The organism is Nostoc sp. CHAB 5715 (assembly GCF_020829685.1).
Taxonomy (GTDB): Bacteria; Cyanobacteriota; Cyanobacteriia; order Cyanobacteriales; family Nostocaceae; genus Nostoc.
Genome location: NZ_JAIVFR010000092.1, coordinates 1 through 11,771, shown reverse-complemented (window position 1 = coordinate 11,771; position 11,771 = coordinate 1). Strand labels below are relative to the sequence as shown.

Annotated in this window: 12 protein-coding genes and 1 pseudogene; 4 read left to right on the top strand and 9 right to left on the bottom strand. The window is 42.4% G+C overall.

The annotated features are described in order from the left end of the window. Nucleotides 1–196: 196 nt before the first annotated feature. The 4 genes from LC574_RS07555 (at nucleotide 197) to prmA (ending at nucleotide 5,224) form a co-directional block, all read left to right on the top strand. Nucleotides 197–964 carry a Uma2 family endonuclease gene (locus tag LC574_RS07555; protein ID WP_229452489.1) on the top strand — a complete coding sequence of 256 codons (768 nt, stop codon included), beginning with the start codon at nucleotides 197–199 and terminating at the stop codon, nucleotides 962–964. Between the two features lie 50 nt (nucleotides 965–1,014). Beyond that, entirely contained in the window at nucleotides 1,015–1,869 is an 855-nt protein-coding gene (locus tag LC574_RS07550) for an HIT family protein (protein WP_229452488.1), read from the top strand. Between the two features lie 775 nt (nucleotides 1,870–2,644). Further along, complete coding sequence (serA, locus tag LC574_RS07545; RefSeq protein WP_229452486.1) at nucleotides 2,645–4,225, top strand: phosphoglycerate dehydrogenase; 1,581 nt, start codon at nucleotides 2,645–2,647, stop codon at nucleotides 4,223–4,225. A 78-nt stretch (nucleotides 4,226–4,303) separates the two neighbouring features. Further along, on the top strand, nucleotides 4,304–5,224 hold the full coding sequence (gene prmA / locus LC574_RS07540) for a 50S ribosomal protein L11 methyltransferase (protein WP_229452484.1): 921 nt from the start codon (nucleotides 4,304–4,306) through the stop codon (nucleotides 5,222–5,224). 587 nt (nucleotides 5,225–5,811) lie between these two features. Here prmA and LC574_RS07535 read toward each other — a convergent pair. The 9 genes and pseudogenes from LC574_RS07535 to LC574_RS07495 all read right to left on the bottom strand — a co-directional run bounded on the left by LC574_RS07535 (nucleotide 5,812) and on the right by LC574_RS07495 (nucleotide 11,605). Continuing rightward, complete coding sequence (locus LC574_RS07535) at nucleotides 5,812–6,171, bottom strand: hypothetical protein (RefSeq protein ID WP_229452475.1); 360 nt, start codon at nucleotides 6,169–6,171, stop codon at nucleotides 5,812–5,814. 523 nt (nucleotides 6,172–6,694) lie between these two features. After that, a pseudogene (locus LC574_RS07530) lies at nucleotides 6,695–6,838 on the bottom strand (type II toxin-antitoxin system VapC family toxin); the annotation flags it as partial. 291 nt (nucleotides 6,839–7,129) lie between these two features. Continuing rightward, complete coding sequence (locus tag LC574_RS07525) at nucleotides 7,130–7,408, bottom strand: PIN domain-containing protein (protein WP_229452473.1); 279 nt, start codon at nucleotides 7,406–7,408, stop codon at nucleotides 7,130–7,132. A gap of 6 nt (nucleotides 7,409–7,414) precedes the next feature. Continuing rightward, nucleotides 7,415–7,630 (bottom strand): hypothetical protein, encoded by a 216-nt coding sequence (locus LC574_RS07520; protein ID WP_229452471.1) that lies wholly within the window; start codon nucleotides 7,628–7,630, stop codon nucleotides 7,415–7,417. Nucleotides 7,631–7,876: 246 nt separating this feature from the next. Beyond that, nucleotides 7,877–8,257: a type II toxin-antitoxin system VapC family toxin gene (locus LC574_RS07515; protein ID WP_229452469.1), complete on the bottom strand. Its 381-nt coding sequence runs from the start codon at nucleotides 8,255–8,257 to the stop codon at nucleotides 7,877–7,879. Further along, nucleotides 8,244–8,480, bottom strand: coding sequence for a type II toxin-antitoxin system Phd/YefM family antitoxin (locus tag LC574_RS07510; protein ID WP_229452467.1), 237 nt, complete (start codon nucleotides 8,478–8,480; stop codon nucleotides 8,244–8,246). The genes LC574_RS07515 and LC574_RS07510 overlap by 14 nt, the downstream gene beginning before the upstream one ends. Before the next feature lie 224 nt (nucleotides 8,481–8,704). Then, nucleotides 8,705–9,187 carry a DUF3368 domain-containing protein gene (locus tag LC574_RS07505; protein ID WP_229452465.1) on the bottom strand — a complete coding sequence of 161 codons (483 nt, stop codon included), beginning with the start codon at nucleotides 9,185–9,187 and terminating at the stop codon, nucleotides 8,705–8,707. After that, nucleotides 9,180–9,437 carry a UPF0175 family protein gene (locus LC574_RS07500; RefSeq protein WP_229452463.1) on the bottom strand — a complete coding sequence of 86 codons (258 nt, stop codon included), beginning with the start codon at nucleotides 9,435–9,437 and terminating at the stop codon, nucleotides 9,180–9,182. The genes LC574_RS07505 and LC574_RS07500 overlap by 8 nt, the downstream gene beginning before the upstream one ends. A 209-nt stretch (nucleotides 9,438–9,646) precedes the next feature. After that, nucleotides 9,647–11,605 (bottom strand): WD40 repeat domain-containing protein, encoded by a 1,959-nt coding sequence (locus tag LC574_RS07495; RefSeq protein ID WP_229452461.1) that lies wholly within the window; start codon nucleotides 11,603–11,605, stop codon nucleotides 9,647–9,649. Nucleotides 11,606–11,771 lie beyond the last annotated feature (166 nt).

Genomic DNA, 11,771 nt, shown 5'->3' with positions numbered 1-11,771 from the left:
ATTCATGAGAAAATACGGGAATATTTAATGTACTTTAAATAACTTACTTTGAAGCTATGGATTATGCAATATATATAATTCTAGCCGGAAAATTAAGTTGTTAATGAGTGTTTAAAAGTACGATTATAATTTAAGTATTTTCTCACAGATGATTCCGGATTGCTATATACTGTGCATTGATATTAGGAGTAGTTTTATGGTTCTACAAGTTAACCCCATCCAAAAAGAACCAACTGTTAGTTGGGAAGCACTTCCAGCCGACTTCATTTTACCTGACGATCCAGTGGAAAATATTCAACAACCCGCGATCGCTGCTGCGCTTACCGATGCTTTGGGAAGCGCAGGACGCATCCAACCCCAAATGCTGATTGGCTCTAATTTTGGACTTGTAGCCACAGTCAACAAAAAAATTGTCGTTAAAGCCCCAGACTGGTTTTATGTCCCTCAAGTGCAGTCTGTGGGAACAAATGTAGTTCGTCGCAGCTACACCCCAAATTTAGAAGGTGCTGCTGTGGCTGTAGTGATGGAATTTCTCTCAGACACAGAAGGGGGAGAACTATCAGTCCGTTCAACTTTGCCCTACGGTAAACTCTATTATTACGAAAAGATTCTCCAAGTTCCAACCTACGTAACCTACGACCCTTACGAACCAAGTCTAGAACTACGATGTTTGCAAAATGGACAATATACCTTGCAGCAAGCAGATAGCAATGGACGCTTTTGGATTCCTGAGTTAGAGTTATTTCTCGGAATTTGGCAAGGTGAAAGATTATGTCAAACCATGAATTGGCTGCGCTGGTGGGATACAGAAGGAAATTTGCTGTTGTGGAGCAGCGAACAAGCCCAACAAGAACGCCAACGTGCCCAACAAGAACGCCAACGTGCCCAACAAGAACGCCAACGTGCTGATATATTAGCAGCTAAGTTACGTGAGCTAGACGTTGACCCTGATGCGATCGCATAACCTCAAGGATGCTGGGAATAATAATTTTGGGACATCAGCACCAAAATTCTATGAAACAGCAAAAAAATCAATTCAGCCATCTCACTGCGATCGAAAGAAGTTATCTATCATTTCCGGCACAGTTTTTATTAAATCAAAACCTTCTCCAAGGCAAAATACTAGACTTTGGTTGTGGCTTTGGTAATGATGTTAAAATATTGCGCCAAAAAGGTTGTGATATTACAGGCTATGACCCTTATTATTTTCCAGAATATCCTGAGAATAAATTTGATACAATAATTTGCTTTTATGTTTTAAATGTTTTATTTGCTGAAGAACAAACTAATGTTCTTATGGAAATATCACACTTATTAAAACCAGGAGGCAAAGCTTATTATGCTGTAAGAAGGGATATCAAAAAAGAAGGTTTTCGAGAACATTATGTCCATAAAAAACCTACTTATCAGTGTCTTGTCAAACTTCCCTTTCCTTCAGTTTGTTTAGATGAACATCGGGAATTATATGAGTATGTCCACTATAATCATCAGCGAAATTCATCTAATTATTGTATATTCTGTAATCCTCATAAAAGTCTAAAACTATTAACTGAATCAGCAACTGCTTACGCTATTTTTGATGGCTATCCTATAAGTAAAGGACATGTTTTAGTTATCCCCAAGCGTCATATTAGCAGTTATTTTGAATTACCATTTAAAGAGCAATCTGCTTGCTGGCTTATGGTGAATAAAGTACAAGAAATTATCAAAAAAGAATTTGAGCCTGATGGTTTTAATATAGGAATGAATATCAACCGAGCCGCCGGTCAAAATATTATGCACTCCAGTATTCATATCATCCCTCGCTACAAAGGTGATACTGTTTCTAGTAAAAGTGGAATCAGGAACGTTATTCCTAAAAAGCAATAGTTGTTCTGTAATAATTCATATATCTTTCCAAATTGCGGCGATTGTTGCAACTGCTTGAGTGCGAACTTCCTAAACTAACTGCTAGACAAACTCCCAAGCACAGAAATATTCCAAAAAAGTTCGATGCACAAAGGCATAGTAATCTGCACCCAAGAAACATAAATTCAAAATTCAAAACTTGTACTGAGCTTGTCCTGAGCTTGTCCTGAGCGTAGCCGTTGGCGCAGCCTCTCGTAGAGAAGGGCGTAGCCGAAGTATTCAAAACTTGTACTGAGCAAGTCGTTGTATTCAAACATTTTAGACAGCCACGCCACTTGCGGGAGGGGTTTCTACCTACCTTGGGAAACAATGATTCTTTCGCGCCACTTGCGGGCGTTAGCGTAGCGGGACGAAGTCCGGTTTTCAACCTAACTTTTTTTCATAAAAAGACCCCCCTGTAGTCCCCCCAAGGCATCGGGGGGACGGCGTAGCCGGGGGTAAATATATGCAGCTTCACAAAGAAACGGTATAACTCTTAACTATTAATAAATATATAAGTATTTGGTGCAATTCATGCTCTATATTTAGCGACAGGGTGGCGCAACAGCCACTCATCTTTAGATACTAGGAGGCAAACCATACTACCCCTGCAACTGACGCTCTGATCTCATCGCCACCCAGCGTAAGTCAAGGTTAAGTTGATATTAAAACTCATAATTTTTACTCAATTGCGACAGATAAAGACTAAACTAAAAAGTCTTGTGCAGCAAAACCTGTAGCTTTAAATGAAGTAATCATGTCTAAGGTTCTTGTCTCAGATTCTATTGACCAAGCTGGAATTGACATTCTTTCGCAAGTTGCTACCGTTGATGTCAAAATAGGTCTAAAACCAGCAGAACTGATCGAAATTATTGGTGAGTATGACGCGCTGATGATTCGCTCTAGTACACGCGTCACCCAAGAAATCATTGAAGCTGGCACTCAGCTAAAAATCATTGGTCGTGCTGGTGTGGGTGTGGATAATGTGGATGTTCCGGCTGCCACCCGCCGGGGAATTGTAGTAGTCAATTCTCCAGAGGGAAATACCATTGCCGCCGCTGAACACGCGTTAGCGATGATTTTAGCTTTGTCTCGCCACATCCCCGATGCTAACGCTTCGGTAAAACGCGGTGCGTGGGATCGCAATAGCTTTGTCGGCGCGGAAGTCTACAAAAAAACTCTCGGCGTTGTCGGTTTGGGTAAAATTGGCTCCCACGTTGCCACTGTAGCTAAGACAATGGGAATGAAACTCCTAGCTTATGACCCTTTTATTTCTACAGACCGAGCCGAACAACTTGGCTGTCAGTTAGTTGAGCTAGATTTACTCTTCCAACAAGCAGATTATATCACCCTACACATCCCCAAAACCCCAGAAACCACCCACTTAATCAATGCCACAACTCTGGCAAAGATGAAACCCACAACCCGGATTATCAACTGCGCTCGTGGTGGGATCATTGATGAAGTAGCTTTAGCAGCAGCTCTGAAAGCGGGTAAAATCGGGGGTGCAGCCTTGGATGTGTTCGAGTCTGAACCACTGGGTGAATCGGAATTGCGATCGCTAGGTAAAGAAATCATCCTCACTCCCCACTTGGGAGCCTCTACCGCAGAAGCTCAAGTGAATGTAGCCATTGATGTTGCCGAACAAATTCGGGATGTACTTTTAGGACTACCAGCCCGTTCAGCCGTCAACATTCCCGGACTCGGCCCCGATGTGTTGGAAGAACTCAAACCCTACATGCAACTAGCAGAAACTCTAGGTAATCTGGTAGGACAGCTAGCTGGCGGACGGGTGGAAGTACTCAATATTCGACTACAAGGCGAACTCGCTACCAACAAAAGTCAACCTTTGGTAGTAGCTGCCCTAAAAGGTTTACTTTACCAAGCTTTGCGGGAACGGGTAAATTACGTAAATGCCAGCATAGAAGCCAAAGAGCGCGGAATTCGGGTAATTGAAACCCGCGATGCTTCGATTCGTGACTATGCCGGAACGCTTCATCTAGAAGCCACGGGTACTTTAGGTACTCATTCTGTCACCGGCGCTTTGTTGGGTGAACGAGAAATCCACCTAACTGATGTTGACGGTTTCCCGATTAACGTCCCACCGAGCAAATATATGTTGTTTACCCTGCACCGCGATATGCCAGGGATTATCGGCAAACTCGGTTCCCTACTCGGCAGTTTTAATGTGAATATTGCCAGTATGCAGGTAGGTCGTAAAATCGTCCGTGGTGATGCCGTAATGGCTCTGAGTATAGATGACCCTTTACCTGAGGGCATTTTGAATGAGATTATAAAAGTCCCTGGTATTCGGGACGCGTATACAGTAACACTTTAGGAGTCAGGAGTCAGGAGCCAGGAGTCAGAAGAAATAATTCCTCCTGACTCCTGAATTCTGACTCCTGAATTCTCAATTATGGCAAACACTTGGTGGGAACTACAGATTTTATGTGAGTCTGACCTAGAAGATTCGATCTTTTGGCGACTAGAAGATTTTGGCTGTCGGGGAACAGCTAGTGAAAATAAAGGAAATTCATCTTTAGTCAGGGCTTATTTATCGACAATTCAAACGCAGCTGCTAGATTTAGCAGCGCTATCGCTGTGGCTGCGTCAAGATGCTCTTTGTGTAGGTGTTTCATCTCCTACACTGCAATGGCAATTAATTGATGAGGAAGATTGGGCGACTAGCTGGAAACAATATTGGCATCCGCAAGAAATAGGCGATCGCTTCCTAATTAACCCCGCTTGGCTACCATTACCGGAAACAACGGAACGGTTAGTGATTCGTCTTGACCCGGGTGTAGCATTTGGTACGGGCAACCATGCCACAACTCAGCTATGTTTGGAATCGCTGGAAATGCGTCTAAGTGGAGTTCCTCAGTCGTTTGTGGGTAATAGTGGCAAACATGAACATCTGGTAATTGCGGATATTGGCTGTGGTTCTGGTATCCTTTCTATTGGGGCGCTGCTACTGGGAGCGGAGAAAGTTTATGCAGTAGATACTGACCCTTTAGCAGTGCAATCAACTATCAGTAATGGTGCATTAAACGATATTAATCCAGAACGTTTACTACCTGCACTGGGAAGTGTAGACGTTTTGACAAAACTAGTTGAGAAACCAGTAGATGGTATCGTTTGCAATATTTTGGCTCATGTAATTATTGAATTGGTTCCAGAAATGAGTGCGATCGCTAAACCTGAAACTTGGGCGATCTTCAGTGGTATTTTACTAGAACAATCTAAAGCTGTTGCTGATGCCTTAGAACAAAGTGGTTGGGTGGTTGCTACCCTGTGGAAACGAAAAGAATGGTGTTGCTTGAATGTACGGCGTTCTTAACTCAGTAGACATCTGGTAGAAATTAAATATGCGTTACCCAGAACCCTTGTAGAGACGTAGCAGTGCTACGTCTCTACATTTATTTTTCACTCATATCTCTAGTAGGTGGTAGTGTAGTGTGGTGTAGTTTTTTGTTATTACCCACATTTTTGTAATAGTCAAAGTATCGTGCTAACCGACATCCCGCCCTGCACTGAAGTGCAAGGCTGATAGCCGAAGTCCACTAAGCGTGGACTAAAATCATCTGCTCAGTCCGCTTTAGAGGACTTTAGCTATTAGCCTTGGAATTTATTCCGAGGCGGGATAGCAACGAAGCAAAGTGTAGAAGTATAAAAAAGTTGTATAGGACTCCTATTTGATTTTTGAAATACACGTAGGGTGGGCTTTGCCCACCAAAACCCGGATATGGTGGGCAAAGCCCACCCTACATTACTTAAAATTTTTCACATATCATTTAGGATTCCTATAGGATTTGGAACTATTTGCTATAAGATTCAATGGCGATCGCATCCTCAAGCTGTTGATTCAGCTTTGCATTTGGGATGCGTAGGCGCAGCCCGCCGTAGGCATCGCAGTAATTCGCCTACTTACTTCGACAAAACCACGCTTTGACGCACAGTACGCTTGCGATCGCTTTTACGAATACCTCCAGCCATCTGATACTCATGGCTATTATTACCATATTTATAAGCAATACCACGCAAAATTTTCTCAGAATAGTCTGCTAAATCTTGTTCATTTTCAACGATCTGGGTTAGTAAGACATCAATAGTAGAGAGGGTGGTATTGTATGCTTCTAGAGATTTTCGGAGGCTTTCGATTTTTTCAGTATAATCTTTAACTGTTAACTTCTCTCCGACATCCAGAGTTGGACTAATAGATTTAATGCTTGCTAAACGTACTTCAGCTTTGCCAAGAGTACGTGAATTGCGTTTTGCCCTTGCCATAATTAATACTCAATTTCTAAATTACTGATAACTCTATAGTGGACAATTGTTGAAGAAGTTGTCATACGTAAAATTGTTGATTTTTCTGAAAAAGCCTAAAAGTTAAGTACCTTACAATATTTTTTGCCAATTAAAACCATATTTATTGTTAAGGCACAGCAGTGCTGTGCCTCAAAAGCGTATTTTATTTAAGGGAAGATGCTGTAACACAAGTCTATTTCTCATAATGTCAAGGCGGAAGCTGCTACAGGCTGCGCGTAACACGGAAACGTCTTGGCGGAAGCTGCTACAGACTGCGCGTAACACGGAAACGTCAAGACGGAAGCTGCTACAGACTGCGCGTAACACGGAAACGTCAAGACGGAAGCTGCTACAGACTGCGCGTAACACGGAAACGTCAAGACGGAAGCTGCTTCAGGGAAGGCGGAAGTCGCTACAGGGAAGGTAATACCGTTTCACTTTAAGAATGATACATTTAGGCAAGCTGGAGAAGCTTACGTTAAGTTAGGGGAGAGTAAGCTATTCACACAGAACGCCAATTTTCGATTTGCAAGTTAGGTACTCTTTGAAATTCTCGGACATTAGATGTCACCACAATATGATTATTGATTACTGCGGTGGCTGCTATCAGTACATCGTAAGCGCCAATAGGTGAACCAGCTAATTTACAGCAGTTTTCATGTATTTGAACCACATCTATCGTAGGGGTTTAGCAATGCTCATTGGTGTCAACTTAAGCTAAAAGTAGCTTAACTGTTAGCTGACTCGCCCGCCTCGAACTAAAGTTCTAGGCTAATAGCTAAAGTCTACTAAAGTAGACTAAAGATTTTTCGGATTATTTAGTCATCTTTAGATGACTTTCGCTATTAGCAAGGAACTTCAGTTCCTTGCGGGACATGGCTTTTACGTTAAGTTGACACGTCTGAGCATTGCGCTTTACCCCTACCGCGTGGTCTATTTACCTGAAAATAGCTGTAAGAAAGCTTCTGATGTGGGCTGCTTGTTCTGCTTCTTTTGAATCAAAAGGTAAAATTGTAATTGAAGCTAATAATATTTTAATAATTGATTGAATTTTAACAGCGCGTTGTGGGTTTATAGCTAATCCATATTTCACCTCCATAACTGTTAGAGATGAAACAAAAATTTCAGTAGGAGAGATTAATTTTATTCGCTTGAGGGTGTTTTCTTCTCCTTTGACAAAATCACTAATGACGCAAGTATCCAGTAGATAACCCATACATAATTAAAGTTCTATTTCGTTCGGTAGTATCAGTTCATCTCGATATGATTCAAAGATAATACTTTCTGTTGCACCTGGATGTTGCATGATGATTTCTGGCCATTGGCTGGGTTTAGTTTCTAGAAAGGTGACAAACACTAAACTTTCAGTGATACCCTCTGGTGTTTCAGCTAATTCAATTTTGCCGTTTTTATAAATTCCTTGAATTGTTTTTAACATATAGCTTACCGGGTGCATCCCAGTTTTTATTTGCAATGAGAGAATAACCGTCATTGCGTTCGCATAGCGTCTCGTAGAGAGGAGGAACGACGAAACAATCTTATGGACTCGTTTTGACCTGAAGAATTTTGCGATTGCTTGTGAATGAAATTTGCGTAGGCGCAGCCCGCACTTCGGCTGCGCTCAGTGACCGCCGCAGTCATTGCTGTTGTGCATTGCGTTATATTTTGGCGATTAATGTAACTTTTAATCACGCCATTTTGCATACAGATAGTTATTCAGAATATTTTCATCTTTGCTCAGTAATATATTATTATTTAATAGAGCATTGGCCGTAATAATCCGATCAAAAGGATCGCGAGTCCAAGTAATAGTTAAGCTAGTACTGATAATCTCATTAAACTTTTGATTACATATCTTTAAACCAATTTGCTCGGACAGATTGGGAATAATCACATCTGGTTTATCTTTAAGACGTTTTATTTCATATAAATACTGTAATTCTAATCTCACCATTGGCGAAATATAAACGTCATTATCATTAATTAAAGTTTTAGCAATATCAGTTAATTTATCTGTCAATCCAGCATAAAGCCATGCTACTACATGAGTGTCAAGATAAATCAATATTAATCTCCTGTTCCCAACTGATGTTAACTAAATCATCTGGATTTCCTTGAATAGCATCAGATTTAAATGTCAAATTTTGAAGCTTATCTTTTTTTTCTAGAGGAACAATTTTTAATAACTTGCCATTTTTGTTAATTTCTAGTGGAACACCTGTTTCTAGTACCTCATCTAGTAGACGTTCAATATTATTACTTAATTCCGTTAGTGTAACCTTTTTCATTGCCTTTCTTAAAGTTTGACATTCACATTGTTTATGAGCTTAGATATCATAGCAAAAATTCTTGCCTTACCTTAAAGATTGTTATGGAATATAGCAACAATGCCTCAAGTTCTCTAGTTCTGTGGATGTGTGCGATCGCCATCTTGTCACCCCCTCAAATCAAAAACTGTGCGATCGCGTTGTCGTTCTTCTAGCCTACAGTAAACAAGCTTGCAAGGTGACATCTATTCTTCTGCTTGTTGTGTAAGGAACTGAATTAAATCGTCAGATAGCCATAAACCAGCATCTTGTATAGCTTGAATTGGTTGTGAAATTTCAGAAATTAAACCTTGTTTCTTGGCCAAGACGAGCATTCCTAAAGTTCTCATAAATGGAATGTTTAAGGTTTTAGCTACCCGTCTAGCAGCAGCATCATCAATAATTGCCCGATAACCAGTATTTTCTAGAGCAAAGCTCAAAACTTCAGATTCGCCATGATCTAATCCCCAAGCTAAAATTAAAGATGAGACACTGGTGAGGGTAACTCTTTTTGCCCAAGAAGATGTAGGTAATTGTCTTGATGCTGTATCAGTTTTTCCCGCTTCGACAATTTCATCCCAAACACCTGATGGAACAATAATTTCAGTGAATAATTCTGGTAGCAAGTAGGCAAACTGACTTTTAAATAAGACAATTAAGGGAGAAGTATTAATTACAATTTTATTCATCTAGAGCAGCAAGTTCTGACGCTAATTCTTGAGTAGTGTATTGAAAAGGAGAAATTTGATAGCGTGCAAGAATATTAATAAATTCTGCTCTATTTAAGCCGGCGATTTCTGCTGCTTTCCCTTGTGATATCTCTCCCATTTCGTACCATTTGACAGCAGCAGCTATCCTCATTTCTTGAGCAAATTCATCAGGGTCTTTTCTGAGAGCAGAAAAAACGCTATCTGGAAATTCGATAGATACGGTTTTCATAATGTATTTGTTGTTGATCGCTGAATTGATTATATAGATCAAGACCATGCGATCGCAGTAGCAGTAATTGATCAGCTAATTGCTCTTGGTAGGAATGCCATCGCAGAGAGTGCGTAGGCGCAGCCCGCCGCAGGCATCGCCATCTTGTCACCCCCTCAAATCAAAAACTGTGCGATCGCAGTAGCAGTAATTGATTTCTGGCTGCAAAGCTAATTGCTTTTTGTACCAATGCCATCGCAGAGAGTGCGATCGCTCACATTGGGATTTGATTGTAAATAAACACGTAGCCTATTGCAACTGTAGACGATTAAATCATTTAGGTTATTTGGGTACACCTTCCAGAGTTTGACGCTGTTGTCATCACTAGCAGAAGCGATTGTCTTGCCATCGGGGCTAAATGCGACGCTAATGACCCATTTGCTATGCCCCTTGAGGGTAGTGATTTCTTTACCTGTAGCCGCATCCCAGAGTTTGACGCTCTTATCAGCACTAGCAGAAGCGATGGTATTACCGTCGGGGCTAAACGCTACGCCCCAGACCGCATCACTATGCCTGTTGAAGGTGGAGATGGGTTTACCTGTAGTCGCATCCCAGAGTTTGACGCTCTTATCAGCACTAGCAGAAGCGATGGTCTTACCATCGGGGCTAAACGCTACGCCCCAGACCGCATCACTATGCCCCTTGTTTGCGTAGTGTTCCGAAGGAAGGGTGGTGATTTCTTTACCTGTAGCCGCATCCCAGAGTTTGACGCTCTTATCAGCACTAGCAGAAGCGATGGTCTTACCATCGGGGCTAAATGCGACGCTAATGACCGCATAGCTATGCCCGTTGAAGGTGGAGATGGGTTTACCTGTAGTCGCATCCCAGAGTTTAACACTCTTATCAGCACTAGCAGAAGCGATGGTCTTACCATTGGGGCTAAATGCGACGCCAATGACCACATCGCTATGCCCGTTGAAGGTGGTGATTTCTTTACGTGTAGTCGCATCCCAGAGTTTAACACTCTTATCATCACTAGCAGAAGCAATAGTCTTGCCATCGGGGCTAAATGCGACGCTATTGACCCATTCCCTATGCCCGTTGTTCGCGTAGCGTTCCGAAGGAAGGGTGGTGATTTCTTTACCTATAGCCGCATCCCAGAGTTTGACGCTACTGTCCCTACTTGCAGAAGCGATGGTCTTGCCATCGGGGCTAAATGCGACGCTATTAACCCTATCCCTATGCCCGTTGTTCGCGTAGTGTTCCGAAGGAAGGGTGGTGATTTCTTGACCTGTAGCCGCATCCCAGAGTTTGACGCTGTTGTCCCAACTTGCAGAAGCGATGGTCTTGCCATCGGAGCTAAATGCGACGTCCGTGACCGCAGAGCTATGCCCGTTGAGGGTGGTGATTTCTTTAGCTGTAGCCGCATCCCAGAGTTTGAGGCTGTTGTCCCAACTTGCAGAAGCAATGGTCTTGCCATCGGGGCTAAATGCGATGCTATTAACCCTATCCCTATGCCCATTGAGGGTGGTGATTTCTTGACCTGTAGCCGCATCCCAGAGTTTGACGCTGTTGTCAGCACTAGCAGAAGCGATGGTCTTGCCATTAGGGCTAAATGCGATGCTATTAACCCTATCCCTATGCCCATTGAGGGTGGTGATTTCTTGACCTGTAGCCGCATCCCAGAGTTTGACGCTGTTGTCAGCACTTGCAGAAGCGATGGTCTTGCGATTAGGGCTAAATGCGATGTCCGTGACCGCATCGCTATGCCCGTTGTTCGCGTAGCGTTCCAAAGGAAGGGTGGTGATTTTTTTACGTGTAGCCGCATCCCAGAGTTTGACGCTGTTGTCCCTACTTGCAGAAGCGATGGTCTTACCATCCGGGCTAAATGCGACGCTATTAACCCTATCCCTATGCCCGTTGAGGGTGGTGATTTTTTTACCTGTAGCCGCATCCCAGAGTTTAACGCTGTTGTCCCTACTTGCAGAAGCGATGGTCTTACCATCGGGGCTAAATGCGACGCTATTGACCGCATCGCTATGCCCTTCCAAGCGGTTTCGTTCTCGCAAATTGTAAATTGCTCGCTTGAGTGCCACTACTACAGTTTGCTGGTTAGGCGTTTGTTCTAAGTTGACATTTTTAAGTGGTTTACCTGTAAGTTGTCTACCTGACTGTATAGCTGCAACCATAGCCTCAATCTGCCTGTTAGAAACTAGGAAAGTTTCAGAGGTTTTAGCTAGAGCGATCGCACCTTATTGTGCTGCTTCCTTGACTTTGTTTTGAGCATTATACCAATAATAACCCTCAAACATAGCCACTCGAGCTAACCCCATACAAAAGAAGGTGAAAACTTGG

Coding starts and splice junctions, on each gene's coding strand:
- prmA (WP_229452484.1), top strand. CDS start 4,304: ATGGCAAACACTTGGTGGGAACTACAGATTTTATGTGAGTCTGACCTA.
- LC574_RS07495 (WP_229452461.1), bottom strand. CDS start 11,605: ATGGTTGCAGCTATACAGTCAGGTAGACAACTTACAGGTAAACCACTT.
- LC574_RS07500 (WP_229452463.1), bottom strand. CDS start 9,437: ATGAAAACCGTATCTATCGAATTTCCAGATAGCGTTTTTTCTGCTCTC.
- LC574_RS07535 (WP_229452475.1), bottom strand. CDS start 6,171: ATGGCAAGGGCAAAACGCAATTCACGTACTCTTGGCAAAGCTGAAGTA.
- LC574_RS07520 (WP_229452471.1), bottom strand. CDS start 7,630: ATGTTAAAAACAATTCAAGGAATTTATAAAAACGGCAAAATTGAATTA.
- serA (WP_229452486.1), top strand. CDS start 2,645: ATGTCTAAGGTTCTTGTCTCAGATTCTATTGACCAAGCTGGAATTGAC.
- LC574_RS07510 (WP_229452467.1), bottom strand. CDS start 8,480: ATGAAAAAGGTTACACTAACGGAATTAAGTAATAATATTGAACGTCTA.
- LC574_RS07525 (WP_229452473.1), bottom strand. CDS start 7,408: ATGGGTTATCTACTGGATACTTGCGTCATTAGTGATTTTGTCAAAGGA.
- LC574_RS07550 (WP_229452488.1), top strand. CDS start 1,015: ATGAAACAGCAAAAAAATCAATTCAGCCATCTCACTGCGATCGAAAGA.
- LC574_RS07555 (WP_229452489.1), top strand. CDS start 197: ATGGTTCTACAAGTTAACCCCATCCAAAAAGAACCAACTGTTAGTTGG.
- LC574_RS07505 (WP_229452465.1), bottom strand. CDS start 9,187: ATGAATAAAATTGTAATTAATACTTCTCCCTTAATTGTCTTATTTAAA.